The following is an 18,144-nucleotide window of genomic DNA, read 5'->3' as shown; positions in this document are numbered from 1 at the left end:
GCTCGTCACTCCTCTGTTTCAGGCCGCTTTCGCAGATTCGAGGCCCAGCTCGGGAGCCAATCCAGGCGAACACTGCGCGGCTTATGGAAGCCATGATGATACCCCCACGAGAGCAGCGGGACAGAAAGCTGTCCGCCGACAATCCGGTAAGCGGGAACGCGATCCGGCAGAGCCTTCGCCAGCTTCAAGAGAGCCTTCACAAAGGTCTTCGGCTGCTTGTCCGCGCCGATGACGACGGATAGCGCGACCGATGCGTCTCCAAGCCTTGCGGCGTTCACGGCAGCGGCATGACGCACACCATTTCTTAGTTGCTGCTGACGGAATCCGTTTAGGTGACTGGTGGACATTTTCGTTCTCCCGCTGGTTTCTCAGGCTTTCGGCCCTCGCCGGAAGGCATCGCCGGATGCCTTCCGGGGAAGGCCGGGACCATGGTCCCGGTTTCCGATTAGGCTGCTACGGGGGTGACTTCGACCGTGCCGGCGAGGATGCCCCTACGGTCCTCGTCGGTGCCGCACTGGTCGAGGACTTCGCGAAGGCATTCCGCCTTCACGGCCTCGATGTCCCCGCCGTGGGGAACCTCCCAGCCCGCCAACTCGCCCTGCCTGTTCGCGGACACCCAGCTGACCTTGTGCGAGGGGCCAGCCAGCCATTTGGCTAGCCTTTCCCTGATCTCGTCCGCCTCGTCGTGGGCCAGGTAGTTGCGGAGGCTGCTGTCGTGATCCGCGCAAAGCGTTCCGTCGCTGTCCAAGTATTCGAGCGAGGAATCGCCGTTGATGTCCAGAAGGACCACATCGGCCCAGTTGTGCGGGCCATCGCCGCCGAGGTCGTACCCGCGAACGATGCGGACGTTTTCTAGCTTCAGTTCCATATCTTCAACTCCTGTTGTCTGCGGGGTCGGGGAACCGCTCCCGTCGCCCTCATGTACTATGTTGTGCTCTACTTCTGTCGGCCACAAGGAAAAACAGAAGGCCAATTTGAAAAAGATCTGCGTTGTTTTCCGAAATGCGAAAAATGATTCCAAACTACCCTCATATGATGCCATCAATTGTTGACAAAACTTTCGAGCGGCCCGGCGAGGGATGCGTCCCGCACCGGATCTGGCATCTGCATACGGCGATGTCCGGCACCGAGTCAAGTCAGGTCCGATCGCCTGAAAATGGCGCAATCACAACAGGTTACCAAGGATTCGCAGGACGCTCTCAAGGATTCGCGAAGGGTCGAATCCTTGGCGGCAAGGACTCGTCGCCGCGAAAAAGTCGGGCGCAAGGATTCAAGTATTGCAGAGTATTTCTGAGTTTTTCGTCGTTACGGTTAACAAAATCGTCCGATCTGGATATTGTCGGCGACCCGGGACTGAATCCGGGCTCCGAGCGGGGATGGCGAGGCAGGGGTTGACGGCGGACAGCCCGACCCACGCTCTCACAGCCCGGGCCTGCCTTGGCAGGACCGGGATGCGCCCAGAGGGCGGCGAGGGTTGGCCGCCGTCACCGAGCGCGGAGGCTCCATGTCTATGTGGGAGGACCGGCGCGCGCAGCGCGTGAGGGCGGGGCAAGTGACCCGCCCGAGAGGTCCGGAGCATCGATATGGAGGGTGCGAGGGGAACCCCTGCCGGATTGCGCGGAACTTGGTGGAGTCGTTACGGATACGGAAGGATTAGAGAGAGGGGTTGTCCTGTTCGGCCGACCGATCAACGCTTGATGTTCTGGCAATAAAAAAGCGCCGCTGTCATCGGGCTGGAACCCTCGGCGGCGCTTCTAGGAAACGAATATGAGAATCCCTCATCTTCATGCACGTGTAAAGCCCCCCTTCCTTGAAGGGTGAGCCCTCGGCTGGGCATAGCCCCAGCCAGACAGCAGCCCCCTTTTACCCCTCAAGCCAAAAATGTTGACGGAAGCCCGAAATATCGGGGCTTTTCCGGCTTCGACGCTGCACGCCTCGGGCGTGTCGGCGACGGCATGGCGCGGGAAAGGCTTCAAAAGAAATTCGATGCTGCCCGCCGGCGGGCGGAGGAATCGGACAAGGCCGCGCGCAAGGCTGCTTGGAATCCCGTGCCGCGATGGATCGCGGCGGCGGCGGGGGCACGGAAGGCGGCGGCGGATGCCGCGCGGGAACTGGCAGGCGAGTTCCGGGCGGCGGAGACGGTCAGGCCCGCGCCTGAGCTGATGAAAGCGGAAGAGGTTCGCGCTGCCGACCACGCGGACCTCTTCGCGGAGGAGGCGGGCGGGAGCAACATCGCCGGGACGGTCGCGTTCCTTCCGCCGCATCTCTCCGACCTGCCGCCAGAGGCAAGGAACCACCATGCGGTTTTCCGATTCCTGCCGCCGGAACTCGCCGAGTTCCTGTCCCGGATGTCGCCCGTGAGGCGGGCCGAACGGGAGAAGGCCATCCTCGCCAAGGTCGAGTGGTTGGGGCTGGAAGTCCTGGCTATGCCGCCGACGGCGCTGGCGGAACGGGCGGACAAGGAGGCGCGGCGCCATGCCGCCGAGTTCCCGAAGGCGATGAAGGACGGGACTCCGATAAACCAAGAGCCGGAACATCGGAAACGCCGTTGCGAGAAGTGGCAATTGCGCAGGCTACGCAAGGTGCAGCGCCGGGCCCTGCTCTATGTCGAGCAGGCCGTGGGGGCGGTCGGCGGGCCGGACGGGCTGTCACTTTTCCTGTCCGACTACGGCCTTGCCATCTGCGAGGCGGAGGCGTTCCGGACGGAGGAAATCTTGGGCAAGCTGTGGCTTGTCAAAAAGTCCGATCCGTCCGTTCAGATTCCGATGCTCGATCTCCACTGGAAGGCGAAGGCGGCGGACGCCGCGAAGAAGCGGTTGCTGATCGACGTGCATCTGGCGCGGTGGGCGGCGCTCGGGTGGAGCGTCTGCTGGCTGACCGTGACCCTCCCGCCGCAATACGTCGCCAACGCGACGAATGAGGAAAAGCGAGCCACGAAATGGGACGTGGCGCTGGGGCCGGAAGAAGCTTCGGAGAAGCTTCAGGAGGACCACCATCGCACCCTGGCCCTACTGCGGGAGAAGGGTGTGAGGCTGTCGGGCTGGTGGAATGTCCAGCCCCAACAGTCCGGAACGCCGCACCGCCACTACATCGTCGCGTGCGAGACGGTCGAGGATGCCCGGGCGGTCTGCGACGAATTTCATCGGCGTTTCGACACGGGCAACCTGGCGGAGGACGGACAGGACCGTGGCTGCGCCGCATACGTCATCGGCGACGGCGATCCCGCCTATTCCCCGGGCAAGGGCAAGAACGGGAAGGCGGAGACGGCGGAGTCCGTGGCGCGGTACGCGGCCCGCTATTCCACGCGATACGAGGCGCGTCCCGCCGATGGCGGTTCCGGAAGCGAGGGCGAGGCCTCGCCGGCGAGCGCGGACGAACAGAAGCGGTTCCGGGGATGGAAGAAACTCCGGGGCGCACGAGGCATGGGCTTCCTTGGACTGGATTCGCAGCGGGCGCCGCTGGAACTGTGGGACGTGCTCTGGCTCAACTCCCTGAAGGAGGACGAGCGCTGGTTCCGGGTCGAGGATGCCCGCATGTCCATCGCCATGCGCGAGATGAGAACGGCGCGGAAACGGGCAGAGGATGCCGCCCTCGATCGCATTGCCGCAAAGGCTGCGCGGGAGGTTTCCGACGCGATGCAGGCGGCGGCCGGCACGATGGCGAAGGAAGACGTTGCGGCCGCTATGACGGAAGCCGAGGCGGCGGAGGCCACAGCACGGGATGCGGCGCGGGATTCCGCCTTCCACGGATGGCATGCCGCCGTCGCGATGGGACTGTGGCCAGACACGGACCTCGATCCGAAGGAACTGTCCTGGCTCAACGATGCCGTGGCCGAATGGAATCAGGGGCGTTGGGAACTACCGGACGGCGAAAGGCGGACCTCCGATCCGCTCCCGCCCGTGCCTCTTCGCGAGGAACGGGAATCCGTCTACGGGGTCGAGCGGAAGGAGATCCGCGGGGCGGTCGGCGTCGGCCGTCGTTTCACGCTCTCCAGCCGGAATGCCGACAGGGTGGAACTTTTCGCGATGGCGGAGGCTGCGGGATTCCTGGAGGCGCTGCGGGAGAAGATTCAGGAAAGGCGGGATGAGACAGGCCGGAAGGTCGGCCTCACGGCCACCCGTCGCTTGTTCTTTCTCGCCGCGCGAGACGCTGGGCTGGGCCTCTCCCGTCGTCCGGACGGGACGATTGCCGGATTCGACCTATCAGGGGAGATTCTGCTTCGCTCCGATGACGAATGGATGATCGTCGCGGCTGCGGAAGCGGAGAAGCTGCGGGGAGAAGTGTTGGAAAGCGGGGGAACGGTAGCACCAAGTCCTGACGGACTTTCATTTGGTGCTACCGACCCAAGGGGAAGGCCCTGCGGGCCTCCCCATGGGGATGAAGGACCACCATGATGATATCGCCGCAGTCTCTCGACACTCAAAACCAGGCTGAAACGGCCCCTTCGTAGAAGGGAACGGGAAGCCGTGCCGATAAGGCCGGCATCGCCCACCATGCCGAAAAGAGCGGTTTTCGGTGATCGCGCAATAAAATTTCGCGTTTAGAAGCCCATACATCGCGGTTCTCGGGTCCCCATGGGTCCAAGTCACGGGTAATCCCACCTTACACGGCTCGCGACCTCGGCCGAAAACGGCAGCAAACCAGCGAGCCGTTCAAGGCTTCTGACTGCTCGGACGGTTTCCCGTTCCACTTCCTTGATGTGGCGAAGGCCCACAGCTTCGCCGCCATCGTTGCCGTACTCGAACTGCCACTTGCTAGAAGCCAGGTACGCATTCGTAAGCCCCACTTTGACCTCGATAATTGCATTCATCAGGTAACCGGCTTCGGTCATGCCGTTCCTGTTGCGAACCGGGCTGAACTGGTAACTCGGCACTACTCCAACCTGCAGCTGCTTCTTGCGCTCCCGATAGAGCCGATTGCGTTCGGCTCCGGACATCGCCGTCCGGCCCTTGGGTTTCGGCCCAGGCTTACGGCGACCTGACTGCTCGTCTGACATTGCTGCCCCCATGCAATCCGTCACTGAGAAATGGTGACGAATTACGATCTGCGTGCAATCCGTCACAAGCGTAGCGTGACGGATTGTGACGAAAGAGGCAAAATGAATCCGTCACTAGGGATGCAGACGGATTGCCTTCGGCCTGCGAGACCGGGTTGATCTTTACCCGCCGTCAAGGAACGATTCCGTAACTGGGAAATTCAGTTACGGGGACGGGGGCGTTTCAGAGGTGCGTGCGGTTGAACTTTTCGCGGGCGCGGGCGGCATGTCGCTCGGCCTGAAGCAGGCGGGATTTGATCTGGTGCAGGCGTATGATTCATGGCTGCCTACGGTCGAGACGTACAGGCGCAATGTCGGCGCGCACATCTGGCAGCATGACCTGAAGGACATTTTCCACGTTGGCCCGATGATCGCCGCGCTCGCTCCGAACATCATCTGCGGTGGGCCGCCCTGCCAGGATTTCTCCATGGCCGGCGAGCGAATCGAGGGCGAGCGGGCTGCCCTGACACGCGCGTTCGCGATGCTCATCTGCATCGCCCGCCCGACCTGGTTCCTGATGGAGAATGTCCCACAGGCGGCAACCTCGCAGGCATGGGTGGATGCCCGCGCCATGCTGGTGCGGGCGGGCTACGGACTGACCGAAGCGAAGTTGGACGCGTCCTTCTACGGGGTGCCGCAGTCCCGCAAGCGACTGTTCGTCATCGGTCGGCTGGGCGAGGCGGATGGTTTCTTGGACTCCGCCCTGGCGGCTGCCCGATCGCACAGCCCGATGACGGTCAGGGACATGCTCGGCGATGCCCTTGGCGACACCTTCTATGCGCACCCACGTATGCCTGGCAAACGCGGCATATGGAGTGCGGACGACCCTGCGCCGACCATGCGTGGGTCTTCCCGGCGTCCAATGCCCCCAAGCTACCAGCCGCACCCTGCCGACGCGGCGCTTGTGGCAGCCGGGGCATTCTATACCCGCCCCTACTACGAGGGGCGCGGTGTCTGGACACTTGACGAACCCGCGCCGTCTGTCATCCGCACCACGCGGGAACGGCCTCGGCCGAAGTACTTGGCGAGTCCTCACCCCGACGATCCCGTGCCGGCGCAGCAGGCGGCCGTGCTGACGCAGGAACAGGTTGCGAGAATTCAGGGCTTCCCTGTCGGCTGGGACTGGGCCGACGCGGCCTCGCGGGACATTGACCAGATGATCGCCAATGCGGTCCCTGCGCCGCTGGCGGAAGCGATCGGGCGCGTCATCCTCGCCCGCGAAGCCGGGGAGACCATTCCCGAGATTCAGGGTCGGTTCGGGCAATGGCTGTGGCGGTCGCGCGGGTTCTCGAAGGCGGCCGTCCGGAACGCCAAGAGCCGCGTGAACAGAGCCAGGCGCCTGCTCGGCGGAAGGACCTTCGCGGATGCAGCCATGGAGCTGGCCGAGCTCGAACGTGCGAAGGGATTCGAGAGCCTGCCGGCGGGGACGCGATGGGACCTCCGGAAGGCGCTGCGGCTGTACCGGGAATGGCAGGCGGAGCCGAAGGTGAAGCGGGAAGGAAGGGAGCAGCCTGCGGCGGATGTCGCGCCGCTTGTGGCGTAGTGACAGGCTCATGGGGCTCTGCCCCGCCGCGCCCTGACGGGCTTGGCCCCCCCGGGATACAGAAAAAAGAGGAAGGACTTGCCGATGTCGCTTGACCTGTGCAGTCTGGCCTAGCACGATGAGGATGCAGTACAGCGGGGACGCGATGACTGCAAAAGAGGAAGGCCCGCCCATCGTGGCGGGTTTTTCTTTTCCTGCCGCCCCATGAAAGATGCAGCGCATAAAGTGTAGCCTTCCGGATGTCCAAAACGGCAGACAATGCCGGACGGAAGGCGGAGGCCAATTCGCGGCCGGCGAGCTCGGTTAACAGGTGCGTCGTAGGAGCGTCAGTATAGCGCCGCCGAATGGCGGGATGCGGGATCGCCGAACCCCGACGAGCGGTCTTTATGAGAACAAGGGCGGGCATGCCTAGCAGACTGAAATCGGCCGAATTCCGACCTCCGCGCAATAATCTGTCGCGTTTAGAAGCCCGTACAGCGCGATTCTCAGGTCACTGCGGATCTTAGGTCATCGATTTTTCGCTCACTCTTGCAAGCATTGCTACAGGCCGACTACGTGTTTGAGATGCCAGGCCAACGTGTCATCGTGTGGACGCAGGGCTGGTTTCAACGGCTCGCTAATGGCCAAGCCGCTGAATGGAAGGAGATGGGCATTCCGGACCTCGGCTGCCGCGTGCGGATGGAGGATCACCTTCCTGTCGGGCCCTATGCCGAAGAGACCTCGGTCGAATGCCCAGTGATGGGATCTGCATAGGGCAAGCCCGTTGCGGGCATCATCCATTCCCTTGAGGCCCCTTGGGACGATGTGCGCGGCCTCCACTTCCCAGGCATCCTCATCCGCATGTCCTTTTCCACATACGGCGCAGCGGTAGTCGTACAGTGGCAACACGCGACCGCTGAATGCTTTCGCCCTAGCTATCCGCTTCACGCGGGTTTCGTGAAAGTGGGCATCGTCATCGAACAGTTTGAATGGGACGCTCTCCCGCGCTTCCTGCTCTTCGTCGGACTGGGCGACCGATTTCTCCGAAACAGGCGGGTCGCCGACTTCCAGTGGCCCCGATCTTTCCATGCCGACTTTCGAAGCAAGCCGGGCATGTTCCTTGGAGCCGCCGCGATGCAGCCTCAATCTGTAGAAGAGCGGATCCGAGAGGCTGCGCTCCATTACGAGGAAGTCGTCCGCAGCCGCAACTCCACGGACCGCAGACAGGTTGTCCGTCAGACGTCGCTCAAGGCGCTTTCCTCCCCACGACTGGTATTGATAGCGGGTGTTCACGATGCCAACCTGCTCATTCTCCACAAACAGGACGGCATTCAGGCGGATGTCCGGCGCGGGGTTCCCGACGGATGGAGTGGGAAGCGTGGGGAAGAAACCATCGAGCGACTTCGGGATGACGATGCCGCCCTGGTGCCCCTTGGCGGCACCGGTGTCGTTGTTTGCAAGTCTCTTGAAGAACGGACGATCGAATTCGTGCATATCCCCCCCTGTCCAACGGGGGAGACTGAGGCGATTCGTCAGGACTGTCGATCGGCAACGAGCATGAGAAACCCGGAGATGTCCATTAGCCAGGCCTGCTGGGTCAGCCGGTAGGTCTGATGCAGCCTGCGCGGCACGACCAGCTGAAGCAGCTTGGCGCGCATTTCGTCTGTCTGGTTTTCGGAAACCCCGGGCTCGAGAGTAAGGAGATGCTTCGCGTCGATCCGGATGGCTTCCGAGAGAACCTGCCGCCAGCGATCCTTGAGGGTCGATTTTGCCCCAAGCATGGTAAGGCGGGCGGACGGGAATGCCGGATCGCGATACTCGGCCTGACCGGGGAACAGGAAATCAGGCCTGTTGCGGTTCTCCGTCTCCGCCCCTCGCGAATAGCGGATTTCGTGGGCTTCGAAGACGGCGGCCAGATGGTTCTCAAGAGCGGCGCCCGCACGGGCCTTGCGACGGTTCTGGACGCTCAGGGAGAACGCAAGGAAACCATCGACATCCGCCCCGTCCGCAGTGGCGAATCCTTCCCTGATCCTGTCCGCCACTATGCGGCGTTCCAGTCGGCGGAAAAGCTGCTCCTCGCGCTCCATCCACAGAACCAGTGCCTCGTCGGGACCGTCCTTCGCGTTGACATCCGGAAGGGACATGCGGGCCAGCCCCGACAAAACGCTTGTCGTGGGAAATTTCAGGCCAAACTTTTCGATAAGGCCGTCCAGCCTGTCAGCTTCCGGTTCTTCGGGTTCGATCCCGAGTTCGTCTAGGATATACCTGGCAGCGAAGTCGAGCTCGGCATCATTGTCCCTGCCGATCTCCTGCGACTCGAACCGGAGGCCGATCTGCTCGTCCAGCCCGAAGAGCCACAGGAGCTGGTTGCGGATGGTTCCTCCGTCCGGGGTGAGGATGAACAGGAGGTGTCCGTCGGGCTTCCGCGCAAGGAACAGGATGTCGCCCGGCTTCATCAACGCGGTTACGGCATTGCCTTGGTAGTACAGGCGCCATTCTGCACTTCGCTTAGGATCGTTCCGGCGGGAGTCGTACCAGGAAAGCCAGCCTTCTTCGGAAACGGCCTCCTGCTCGCCGGCGAGCCAGATGTACGTTGCCGGGAAACGGTTGTCCTCGCCGCCACGCGGAAACTTGCGGTCTTCTCTACCGAGAATCCTGACGAGCGGTTCCGATCCGGTCACCTCATGCTGATTCGAGGACTCGGGATTGGCATCCACCGCCGCCAGGCGCTTGACCGCCACACCTTCGAAATGATGCGAAAGCAGCCCCCTCCGTATCGTCAACTTCGTCCCCGTATTTCCAGACGCGGGTTGTCGGAACGCAGCCAGGCAGCGCAAGCGGCAATGATGTCTTCCAGCCCGAGCCGATTCTTGCCTCGCAGGCTGCACTCCCACACGACACCCTGCCTCCAGCCCTGTTCGGCCAATGCCTCAGACACCCTTGCGTCGAGTGCCCTGTTCCGGGCGACCTTCGCCGCCCAGAATTCCGTCCTGGTGGACGGCAGCCGATGGAGATGGCAGTCGTGACCATGCCAAAAGCATCCGTGAGCGAAGAGCACAGCGCGGTAGCGCGGAAACACCAGGTCGGGTTTACCAGGCAGCCTGCGGTCGTGCAGCCGGAACCGGAAGCCGAGAGCGTGGAGAGCCTTGCGGAGGGTCATTTCAGGCTTTGTGTCGGTCCCCCGGATTCCCGCCATCATCCGGCTGCGGACTTCGGGAGACACGATGTCAGGCATAGGCGGTCATCTTCGGATCTGCGGCCGGCCGGGTGATGACTGGCACAATGCGGTCCTTCGCCAGCGTCGGCCTACCTGCGGCAACCGCCTTGCGGATATAGGGTTCGATCGCCCTCGCGACGAACTCGACCACGGGAACCACGACGGCATTGCCGAACTGGCGATAGGCCTGAGTGTCGGAAACCTCAATCCGCCAGCGCCGCTCACCCCTGTCAAAGCCCATCAACCGTGCGCACTCCAATGGTGTCAGGCGGCGAGGTCGCTTGCCCGGCTGGTCAATCAGGACCTCCGATCCGTCCTTGAAGTAGCGGGCGGACAGGGTACGCGCGACATCGTTAGGCCCGAACAGGCTATATCCGAATCCATTGCCCTTCGCCTGATGCTTTGCTTTGTAATCCTGGAGGTACTGCCATAGGCGCGGCGTCAACGTATATTTCGGGTCAACCTCGTCATGCGGCTCGAGAATATCCCGCAGCTTGGGACCGGAAGCCGCATCCGGGATAGCCAGCGCACCAAGATCAAAGTCGGTCGGGTCGCGGAAGCCGACGATGAAGACACGCTCCCGCTTCTGCGGGACCCACGGCTCCGAACTGATGACACGATGCTGAACGTGATAGCCCAGCTCGTTCTTCAGCACGTTCATGATCGTCCCGAAAGTCTGTCCGCCGTTGTGGCTTTCTAGGTTCTTGACGTTTTCAAGCACGAAGGCGGCAGGACGATGATGCGAAATGATCTGAGCTGCGTCGAAGAACAGCGTTCCCTGAGTATCACAGAGAAAACCGTGCGGTCTATTCAAGGAATTCTTCTTGGAAACCCCCGCAATTGAGAAAGGCTGGCAGGGGAATCCTGCAAGAAGCACATCGTGCTCTGGCACTTTACCGGGATTCTGAGAGTATTCCCGAATGTCGCCACCGATTTCATGATTGTCGCGGAAATTCAGAGCATACGTCGTGCGCGCGCCGGAATCCCATTCCGAGGTGAAAACGCAGTGTCCTCCGATCGCTTCGAACCCAAGCCTCAGGCCGCCGATGCCGGCGAAGAGGTCGACGAAGCGGAAAGGGGACTCGTTGCGTGATTGGGAAGGCCCTGACAGCCTCTCGGCTTGCTCGCGCAGCGTCCGAAGGGCGAGCCGAGGGACACGCCCCCCTTCATCATAGCGGTAGGCCGTCCTGCACGAAACCGCAAGAAGGTCAGCGGCCTGCTCGATCGTCATGCCAGCCTGCTGCCGAAGTTTTGAGAATTCCGTCTTCTTCCCGATGCGCATGCCGCTCCTGCCGAATCACTCACTGGGTCGATTTTTGTCACGCTGGCAGAAAATGCTCTAGATAACAATAAATGTTCCGTCTTTGTTCTCAAGATGGCAGCCGTACACACAAGTTTCTCAGTTGGTCGAATAACGACCGGCTGCCCGCCTTCGCCGAGGGAGTGGGCACGATGGGGTCTGTGAACTCACGGGAGGACTATGGGGGGCATCGCCTGAAATTTACCGAAATGCCCGGATCTTGAAACGACATTGCCAATATATTATGTACATTTTCGAAATGTTGAAAGCAGGAGCCACCGCTTGCGCGACAAACGTCAGAAATTCGTGAAGCTTGCCGAGGCACGCGTTACTCGTGCCATGAACGACATCCGCCTGATCGGCAATCTCTCGAACCGGGGCGCATACGAGTACACCGACGAAGACGTGCGCAAGATTTTCAGGGTGCTCCAAAAGGAACTGGAGGGTGCCAAGAGCCGCTTCGGCGGCGACCATGGCACTCGGGAAGAAGGGTTTCGCCTCGAATGAGCGTTGCAGATTCACAGATCTGGAGTTGGATTTGGCCGCATGTCGGGGCGACCCCGATCAACCAAGGCCTGGATTCGGAGATGTTCGACCGAACGGACTATCCGTATTCCGAGACTTTCGTCCGCGAAGCCATCCAGAACAGCCTTGACGCGCGCCTGGATCCGTCAAGGCCCGTAGTCGTAAACTTCACCTTCCACACAGGCCATGTTGGACCGACACGGGCTTTCCTTGAACAGGTCGTCGCCTTCCGGAAGAAGGCTGGACTGGCCATCCCGCGCGAATGGAGCAACGGTGAGATCCGCTGGCTCGTCGTTGAGGACTTCAACTCCAAGGGACTTGGCGGCAGCCTGGACAGGCGAACAAGCGATTTCTGGAACTACTGGCTGAACTTCGGCATATCCAACAAGGATGGTTCTGGACGGGGCGGGCGGGGAATCGGGCGCGTCACCTTCCTGATCGCCTCGCGCATTCAGTCGGTGATCGGCTACACGCGCCGCGCCTCGGACGGAGCAGCGGCCGGATGCGGCATGGCGGTCCTGCGCGCGCAGGAAGACGGGCAGGAATTCCTTTCCACCCACGCCTATCTGGCGCATCGGGAAAGGGGGTCGATATACGAACTCCACGATTCTCAAGGCTTTCACGCGGGCCTTTGCAGCGCGTTTGAGCTCACCGGCTATAGCGGCACCTCCACGAGCGGCCTGGCGCTTGCCATTCCATACCCGCATTCGGAACTGATCCCGGAGCGCATCCTTGCCGCCGCAGTCGAGAACTTTGCGCCTGCCATCATGAACGGGACCCTCGTACTGAAGGTGGACGGAACGGTCCTGGATGCCTCTACAATTGCGGAGGTCGCCCAAGATGTAGCGAAGGAACTGAACGACGAGGCCATTCGGGAGGATGTCGGGCGTTACCTCAGGCTGGTCGGGAACGCCCTGAACGAACCGCAAGCGACGAAGATCACCCTGCCCGCCGCGCGGCGGACCGACCTGGAAGCGCTTCGTAAAACCGCCTCCGTGGAGCTTCTTCAGAAGAAGCTCTCTGCGGATGCGGATGTCGTCCTGGAGATCGAGTTTCCGCTGACGCGGGGCGGCAGGGAATCCACCGTTAGGCTGCGGGCTGTCCTTGCACCCACTCCGCCGGGGCGCAAGCCGATCGACCGTCTGTTCCGGGAGGGAATGGGCCTGCCGGACGTGCGCACCAAGAATCCAGGCGAGCTCGACCTAATTGTCGTCGTGGATGCGGGCCTGCTGGCCACGTATCTCAACTTCTGCGAGGGCAAGGCCCACCTCGATCTGCTGGAATCGAAGGACATCCGCCAGAAGCTTGAGGAGCACGGCTTCGACGGCCTACGAGTCAGACGGCTGGTCAGGGGACTGCCGACCGACCTGCGAATTCTGCTCACGCCGGACATTTCGGCACCGGACGCGCATGTTTTCGACACCTTCTTCTCCAAGCCGTCCGATAAGCCGGGCAGGAAGAACAGACCCGTGGACCATCCTGATCCCGTCGATCCGCCGCCGCCACCGAAACCGCCGGCCTTCAGGATCGACACGCTGCAGGACGGGCTGCGTATTCGGGCCAACCCGGAATGTGCAGAGTGGCCGATGAACCTCACGGTGACGCTTGCGTACGCTGACGGGAGCCGACACCCCTCCTGGAGCCCGTTCGACTTCAAACTGGATGACCTCACCATCACGAAAGAGGGTTGTGAGATCACCTTGGAGAACAACAAGGTGAAGGCTCTCAACTGCGGTTTGGACTGCGCGCTTGAGATCACCGGATTCGATAAGAACCGCGAGCTGGATACGAACATAAGGCCTTGGAGAAATGCGTAAGCGGATCAGGTTGACGGGACGGCGGCAGCTGCCGCGCTCATCCGTCGAGGCGAAAGTCGTGGAGATCGGCTCGAAAAGGCTTGTCACCCTGACCTTTGCCCAGCCGGAACTGTTCAGGCGGCTTCCGAGGACGGCGCGGATAAAACTCAAGCTGTTCGAAAACAAGTTTTCCGAAACGCTGGAGTTTGGGACGCTTGAGACCCCTAAGGCGACGTGCGACCTGAAGAATGGCGCATTTTCGGCTCCTTCCTGCCAGTTGCGCATTGTCGAGTCCGAACCCGAACGCAGAGGCCTCCTGCTCGCAAGCACCGATACCTGGACGCTGCGGGCGAATGCCGATGACGGCGACACGTCCAGCGAGGGCATCCTGAAGTTCCAGCCCTTCGACATAGCTCCGCGCAGCTGGAAGCTCAGCATCCGCGACGATGACTATCCCGTAGTCTACGTCGACCGGCGCATTCCCGAGAACCGTACTTGGGTGCGCAACGACCCCGTCTTCATAAGCTGCGTGCTGCCCGTCATCGTCCGCGAGATCTTCGAGGACATCCTGAGTACCGACACGCCACCAGAGCGCGGCTGGATGAGGGACTGGGTGGACTGGGCCGACAAGTTGATGCCCGGCAGCATCCCGCCCTATTCCGACAGCCGACTGCGGAAGCTGGGCTGGATCGATGACCTTCTGGATGCCTTCTGCAAACATCATGGAACCTTGGACATGCTCATAGGTCGGCTGAACGAACGGATCGCATCGTGACAATGGTTTTTGACACACTCTACGAATTCACCGAAGCTGGGCTCGACGCGTTCGAGCGAGTATTCACCGGAGAGCTGGACGATTCCGCAATCGACCTCTCGGACGCCTCGCTGGTCAGGATCGTCCCGAACACAAACGGCTTCGCTCCACGGGCCTACGAAACCGCCAAAGAAATGGCGGAGGCCATTCTCTCCTCGGTCGGAAACGCCGATCTGTTCCCGCTCCTGCAGCGGACTGGACTCTGGGCATGGTTGACGTTCGTACTGCGGCATCAGCTCTTCAAGCGCGACGCTTCCGGCAGATGGAAGGTTGGGGAAATCCATCGATGGTATCCGAGTGATCCCAACGACTGGCAGAAAGGACAACGGCACCTCGTTCGGATGCCTGTGCTCCTTCTTTACTCGCTCGGCGACAATGCCGACCACCTCCTTTGCAGCCCTCCATCAGTTCTGCCGGAGATACGCGAGCAGCTAACGAGCCAGCAGGATATGTTCAATCCGGCATTCCAGCAGGTGGCCCGCGAGCTTTACTTCGATGACAACGCTGGCGGCCTGAAGAGGGGTGCCGGGGGCAAGGGCGGCGGATCGCCGCGTAGACTGGCAAGGGTGCGCCAGCAGCTGGATGTGACGTGGGACCTGGAAGATCTCAATGCCGCACGGATCATCGCAACTCTGCCGAACGAATTTCACCGCTTCGGATCGGCGATGCCCGATAGGTCGCCGAGGACAAGACCAGAGGCCGCTTCGCAGGAAGCCCCGATATAGGCACAGTTTTCGACGTAGCGGCCAAGATTGCTGGATTCAGCGATCTTTGGTTCGCTGCCCCTGCCAATGATGGTTCTGGTCTCTCCAATCCGTCTCAACCCTGTGACCGCCCCTACCCGCGCAGTCGATGATCGTTTTGACAGCCAACAAGTCACTACACCCAAAACACTCTCTGGAAACCTGCTTGCGGCCGTCCTTGATGTAGGGCGCATCAACGGCAAATCGGGAGAGCGCGGCATGCGCCGCAAGCTCCAGTCGGCCGTGATCACTGACACGGAGGAAGAACACCAGCTTCCAATCGCTCGCCCCGCCGTAGGCATCGAAGTTTATCTTGTAGCGCCTCTGAGCAATGTTGGTGGTGCTGCCAATCTTCACCCACCCGAGGCTGCTTGAGACGGCAAGATACACGTCACCTGGGACCTCTGTCCGCTGCTGGTAGGCGATCTTGCTCGGATCGCATTGGACGCAATGCCCCGCCCTGGTCCGCAGGCGATGCCCTGCAGCCTGACAAGGCACTCCGAGCAATATCCGTTTGCCCGCCGCTCGTGCCTCGTCCCTAACCACCCTCGGAGACCTTCCTTTGGTGTCAAAAACATCAGTCGACGACAGGCCCTGCGATTGCAGAAAACTGACTTCTTCCCTTGTCAGCATTGATGCCCTCCCGTTCAATGGTATGCACCGCGCCATCGAAGGGTGACAAGCTCGATTTGAGACGGCTGCCGGGGAAGTGGACCGCCGCACTAGGCGACGATCCGGCGATGCCTCCAGGCGTCAAGGGCATACTCGGACAGTGGCTTGATCGCCCTGAAGGATCGGTCGCGCTCCACCAGGAGACCACCGGGACCGCGAAGGCCCTGAAGCTCGGCGAGGCTGGCATAGCCCAGTTCCGGCGTGCCCTGGCCGAGGTCGCAGAGGCCGAAAAGGGTGTCCTCGTCGGGACCCAATTCGGTGAAAAGCCACGTCGCGCCAGTGCCGGGAAGGAAGAATTTCACGATCGGGTTGTGATCGCGCTCGCGCTGGCGGGAGAGATCCGAGTTGCGGCGAAGCGCGGTGCGGAGTTCGAGGGTGAGGAGCATTAGCGCTCCCCCTTCTCAGTGCGGGTCCGAATGACCAGGCGCCCGTTGACCGGCAGGGCGGTCAGTGTGACGTTGTAGCCTTCGCCGTCGCTGTGGGACCAGGCGCAGCCGACCTTAGTCCAAAAGGCCTTTTCGCCCTCGCCTTCGACCACGTAAACGCCGTGCGAAGGGATGTTCTTCGGCGCTGCGGTTTCCTTCTTCGATGCCATCTTGGCCTCCTGTCGGCCGCCCCATGCGGCCGTTCTGGAAGCCGGATTCGGAAGGATTCAGGAGGGTCTAGCTGGCTCCGAAGGACGCTTGCGCTTGGCCATCGGCGGACCATCCGACCGACGTAGAGGAGGCAGGAAGAGCGGCGCGGGAGCGACTGGGAAGGAGGCCTAAGGTAGAAGAAGGAAATGCGGCCTCTCAAGCCGAATCGGTGCCGTCGTCCTCGCCGTCAGGATTGAGGTCGAGTTCGGGTATCTTGGAAATCTCGCGGAGGAGCGCCTTAGCCCTGTGGTCGCCGTACTCCTCGTCAGTGCTGCGCGGCGCGTGACCCTGCATGTACCGCATGGCATCGTCGCGAACATCGGAAGTCCGCCCAAGGGTCTTGAACCGATGCCGCCAGCCGTGGGAGGGCTGCAAGTCAGGGTCCGTGACACCTAGAGACCGCACCCACGTCGCGATATGCTGCCCAACACGTTCCGAAGGCGGCGTCTTGCCACCGCGACTCTCGCCAAGGAAAAGCGGGCCGGCGCGCGCGCCTTCCACGAACGCAAGGAAGCCCTGCCGTTCCAGGACAGGATGGACGGGTACCCAACGCGCGTTGTCCGTCTTCGTGGTCCCGGCTTCGGGGGTGATGTATATCATCCATACGCCTTCGCGCCTCTGGACATCGCGCTTGCGAAGCTGTCCGATTTCTCCGACGCGCGCTCCCGTGTATGCGCATATCCACGGTGCCCAGCGCCGTGAGAGACGGTGAGAAGGGCTCAAGCCGTCCGGTTGCGGGCCAAGCGCCGCTCGGAGGACCGTTCGGGCTTCGGCATCCGTGAATCCGGCCTCGCTCCGGAGCCGGGAGCGCTTCTTGACTTTAATCTTGACCCCGAGGACAGGATTCTCGGCCATGCGGCCGTTGGTGACAGCCCATGCGCAAACGGCCTTAAGACAGGCAAGATTCACATCCCTGACCGAGCGATTGCTAAGCCCTCGCCTGAGAAGCGAGTCTTTCCAGTCAATGACCCACTTAGCAGTCAATCCTGCGATGTCGGGAACCTCTTCCTCGATCGCGGCGATAATCGGCCGCCAGCGTTTGACGGTTCGTTCGCTGACCTCGTTCTCCTTCGCGTAGTCGTCAAAGACAACGAGAGGCGCGCGCTTCCCCGCTGGCACCTTCTCCCTCTCGTTGCCGAGCGTGAACGCCGGAAAGCGGTCTCCGTCCGGATCGGGACGGTAGTCTCCCCCGGCCATCCGGCTAAGCTGCTCGCGGGCCTGGAGCACTGCGCGGTCCACGGCCTTGCCCACCTTTGCGCGGCTGGCGGCATCGAGCAGATAGCCCCGCTTCGCAAGCCAGTCGTCAATGCGTCGGACATTCTCGCGAGCATGGTTGGCAAGCAACCTGTCGATGGCAGCGCGGGACGCAACAGGATCGAGGCCCATTGGGATGATTCTGACAACCTCCTTGTTTTGGGCTTTCCGGTCGAGAAGCAAGGCCATCATGGTGCTCTGACTGGGATTGTCCTCGTGCTCGCGGATCATGTCACGGTAGATTTCGCCGGCAACCTGCTCAGCCTCCTGCTCAGTGAGGGAGCGGACCCCTTTGGCGAGTTCGCGCCAACGGGATTCAACCTCGGCGGCGATGCGCGCGTGCGCGATACGCGCTTCGGATTCGTCCCGCGTACCGAGACTGATCTTTTCTTCCCATTTGCCTACGAGCGGCCGCAGCGCGTCCGGAACCGCGCGCCGAAACTTAAATATGCCCGTAACGGGATCTCGTTGAGGCCGTGCCATCCGCAAAACCATCTGTACCGCTCTTCTGTACCAAAGAGGAGGTTGAAAAAGCCTTACAACGCAAGACGTTGAGCGATTTCAATGGCTTGGGAATGGTGCTGCGAGAGAGGATTGAACTCTCGACCTCTCCCTTACCAAGGGAGTGCTC

16 protein-coding genes and 2 pseudogenes are annotated in these 18,144 nt (G+C 61.8%); 7 read left to right on the top strand and 11 right to left on the bottom strand.

Annotation, left to right across the window (positions count from 1 at the left end):
* Positions 1-5: 5 nt before the first annotated feature.
* Entirely contained in the window at positions 6-347 is a 342-nt protein-coding gene (locus tag Q0L57_RS07340; RefSeq protein ID WP_296740421.1) for a hypothetical protein, read from the bottom strand.
* Between the two features lie 98 nt (positions 348-445).
* Positions 446-868 (bottom strand): hypothetical protein, encoded by a 423-nt coding sequence (locus Q0L57_RS07335; protein ID WP_296740419.1) that lies wholly within the window; start codon positions 866-868, stop codon positions 446-448.
* Between the two features lie 1,087 nt (positions 869-1,955).
* Here Q0L57_RS07335 and Q0L57_RS34225 point away from each other — a divergent pair.
* Positions 1,956-3,128: pseudogene (locus Q0L57_RS34225) on the top strand (replication endonuclease); the annotation flags it as partial.
* 561 nt (positions 3,129-3,689) lie between these two features.
* A pseudogene (locus Q0L57_RS07325) lies at positions 3,690-3,971 on the top strand (hypothetical protein); the annotation flags it as partial.
* Between the two features lie 614 nt (positions 3,972-4,585).
* On the opposite strand, the gene Q0L57_RS07320 reads toward Q0L57_RS07325, so the two are convergent.
* Entirely contained in the window at positions 4,586-4,996 is a 411-nt protein-coding gene (locus Q0L57_RS07320; protein ID WP_296740417.1) for a hypothetical protein, read from the bottom strand.
* 229 nt (positions 4,997-5,225) lie between these two features.
* On the opposite strand from Q0L57_RS07320, the gene Q0L57_RS07315 reads away from it, so the two are divergent.
* Positions 5,226-6,578 carry a DNA cytosine methyltransferase gene (locus Q0L57_RS07315; protein WP_296740415.1) on the top strand — a complete coding sequence of 451 codons (1,353 nt, stop codon included), beginning with the start codon at positions 5,226-5,228 and terminating at the stop codon, positions 6,576-6,578.
* 540 nt (positions 6,579-7,118) lie between these two features.
* On the opposite strand, the gene Q0L57_RS07310 is transcribed toward Q0L57_RS07315, so the two are convergent.
* Genes Q0L57_RS07310 through dcm form a run of 4 tightly spaced genes read right to left on the bottom strand, consistent with a single transcriptional unit; the run spans position 7,119 to position 11,056 of the window.
* Positions 7,119-8,051 (bottom strand): HNH endonuclease, encoded by a 933-nt coding sequence (locus Q0L57_RS07310; protein WP_296740412.1) that lies wholly within the window; start codon positions 8,049-8,051, stop codon positions 7,119-7,121.
* A 38-nt stretch (positions 8,052-8,089) separates the two neighbouring features.
* Complete coding sequence (locus Q0L57_RS07305; RefSeq protein WP_296740409.1) at positions 8,090-9,298, bottom strand: type II restriction endonuclease; 1,209 nt, start codon at positions 9,296-9,298, stop codon at positions 8,090-8,092.
* A gap of 38 nt (positions 9,299-9,336) precedes the next feature.
* Positions 9,337-9,792, bottom strand: a complete 456-nt coding sequence (locus Q0L57_RS07300) for a very short patch repair endonuclease (protein ID WP_296740406.1) — start codon at positions 9,790-9,792, stop codon at positions 9,337-9,339.
* Positions 9,785-11,056, bottom strand: a complete 1,272-nt coding sequence (dcm, locus tag Q0L57_RS07295; protein WP_296740402.1) for a DNA (cytosine-5-)-methyltransferase — start codon at positions 11,054-11,056, stop codon at positions 9,785-9,787. Before dcm ends, Q0L57_RS07300 begins: the two co-directional genes overlap by 8 nt.
* 300 nt (positions 11,057-11,356) lie before the next feature.
* Between dcm and Q0L57_RS07290 the strand changes: the two genes are divergently transcribed.
* The 4 genes from Q0L57_RS07290 to Q0L57_RS07275 all read left to right on the top strand — a co-directional run bounded on the left by Q0L57_RS07290 (position 11,357) and on the right by Q0L57_RS07275 (position 14,934).
* On the top strand, positions 11,357-11,581 hold the full coding sequence (locus Q0L57_RS07290) for a hypothetical protein (RefSeq protein WP_296740399.1): 225 nt from the start codon (positions 11,357-11,359) through the stop codon (positions 11,579-11,581).
* Positions 11,582-11,661: 80 nt separating this feature from the next.
* Entirely contained in the window at positions 11,662-13,416 is a 1,755-nt protein-coding gene (locus Q0L57_RS07285; protein ID WP_296740396.1) for a hypothetical protein, read from the top strand.
* Positions 13,409-14,170 (top strand): hypothetical protein, encoded by a 762-nt coding sequence (locus tag Q0L57_RS07280; RefSeq protein ID WP_296740395.1) that lies wholly within the window; start codon positions 13,409-13,411, stop codon positions 14,168-14,170. The genes Q0L57_RS07285 and Q0L57_RS07280 overlap by 8 nt, the downstream gene beginning before the upstream one ends.
* 2 nt (positions 14,171-14,172) lie before the next feature.
* The gene (locus tag Q0L57_RS07275) at positions 14,173-14,934 is read left to right on the top strand and encodes a hypothetical protein (RefSeq protein WP_296740392.1); all 762 of its coding nucleotides are present in this window, start codon (positions 14,173-14,175) and stop codon (positions 14,932-14,934) included.
* A 36-nt stretch (positions 14,935-14,970) separates the two neighbouring features.
* On the opposite strand, the gene Q0L57_RS07270 is transcribed toward Q0L57_RS07275, so the two are convergent.
* The 4 genes from Q0L57_RS07270 to Q0L57_RS07255 all read right to left on the bottom strand — a co-directional run bounded on the left by Q0L57_RS07270 (position 14,971) and on the right by Q0L57_RS07255 (position 18,008).
* Positions 14,971-15,585: a GIY-YIG nuclease family protein gene (locus Q0L57_RS07270; protein ID WP_296740390.1), complete on the bottom strand. Its 615-nt coding sequence runs from the start codon at positions 15,583-15,585 to the stop codon at positions 14,971-14,973.
* 89 nt (positions 15,586-15,674) lie between these two features.
* On the bottom strand, positions 15,675-16,010 hold the full coding sequence (locus Q0L57_RS07265; RefSeq protein ID WP_296740387.1) for a DUF2958 domain-containing protein: 336 nt from the start codon (positions 16,008-16,010) through the stop codon (positions 15,675-15,677).
* Entirely contained in the window at positions 16,010-16,219 is a 210-nt protein-coding gene (locus tag Q0L57_RS07260; protein WP_296740384.1) for a hypothetical protein, read from the bottom strand. Before Q0L57_RS07260 ends, Q0L57_RS07265 begins: the two co-directional genes overlap by 1 nt.
* Before the next feature lie 196 nt (positions 16,220-16,415).
* Positions 16,416-18,008, bottom strand: a complete 1,593-nt coding sequence (locus Q0L57_RS07255; protein WP_296740381.1) for a DUF6538 domain-containing protein — start codon at positions 18,006-18,008, stop codon at positions 16,416-16,418.
* Between the last annotated feature and the right edge of the window lie 136 nt (positions 18,009-18,144).

This window comes from Mesorhizobium sp., from assembly GCF_024509055.1.
Lineage (GTDB): Bacteria > Pseudomonadota > Alphaproteobacteria > Rhizobiales > Rhizobiaceae > Mesorhizobium.
The sequence above is the reverse complement of the archived record's forward strand: the minus strand, read 5'-3'. Positions and strand labels throughout refer to the sequence as shown.

What these genes read in the sequence shown, in the direction of transcription:
- Q0L57_RS07335 (WP_296740419.1), bottom strand. Translation starts at nt 868, where the DNA reads ATGGAACTGAAGCTAGAAAACGTCCGCATCGTTCGCGGGTACGACCTC.
- Q0L57_RS07285 (WP_296740396.1), top strand. Translation starts at nt 11,662, where the DNA reads ATGTTCGACCGAACGGACTATCCGTATTCCGAGACTTTCGTCCGCGAA.
- dcm (WP_296740402.1), bottom strand. Translation starts at nt 11,056, where the DNA reads ATGCGCATCGGGAAGAAGACGGAATTCTCAAAACTTCGGCAGCAGGCT.
- Q0L57_RS07340 (WP_296740421.1), bottom strand. Translation starts at nt 347, where the DNA reads ATGTCCACCAGTCACCTAAACGGATTCCGTCAGCAGCAACTAAGAAAT.
- Q0L57_RS07320 (WP_296740417.1), bottom strand. Translation starts at nt 4,996, where the DNA reads ATGTCAGACGAGCAGTCAGGTCGCCGTAAGCCTGGGCCGAAACCCAAG.
- Q0L57_RS07260 (WP_296740384.1), bottom strand. Translation starts at nt 16,219, where the DNA reads ATGGCATCGAAGAAGGAAACCGCAGCGCCGAAGAACATCCCTTCGCAC.
- Q0L57_RS07265 (WP_296740387.1), bottom strand. Translation starts at nt 16,010, where the DNA reads ATGCTCCTCACCCTCGAACTCCGCACCGCGCTTCGCCGCAACTCGGAT.
- Q0L57_RS07270 (WP_296740390.1), bottom strand. Translation starts at nt 15,585, where the DNA reads ATGCTGACAAGGGAAGAAGTCAGTTTTCTGCAATCGCAGGGCCTGTCG.
- Q0L57_RS07255 (WP_296740381.1), bottom strand. Translation starts at nt 18,008, where the DNA reads ATGGTTTTGCGGATGGCACGGCCTCAACGAGATCCCGTTACGGGCATA.
- Q0L57_RS07280 (WP_296740395.1), top strand. Translation starts at nt 13,409, where the DNA reads ATGCGTAAGCGGATCAGGTTGACGGGACGGCGGCAGCTGCCGCGCTCA.
- Q0L57_RS07300 (WP_296740406.1), bottom strand. Translation starts at nt 9,792, where the DNA reads ATGCCTGACATCGTGTCTCCCGAAGTCCGCAGCCGGATGATGGCGGGA.
- Q0L57_RS07310 (WP_296740412.1), bottom strand. Translation starts at nt 8,051, where the DNA reads ATGCACGAATTCGATCGTCCGTTCTTCAAGAGACTTGCAAACAACGAC.
- Q0L57_RS07275 (WP_296740392.1), top strand. Translation starts at nt 14,173, where the DNA reads ATGGTTTTTGACACACTCTACGAATTCACCGAAGCTGGGCTCGACGCG.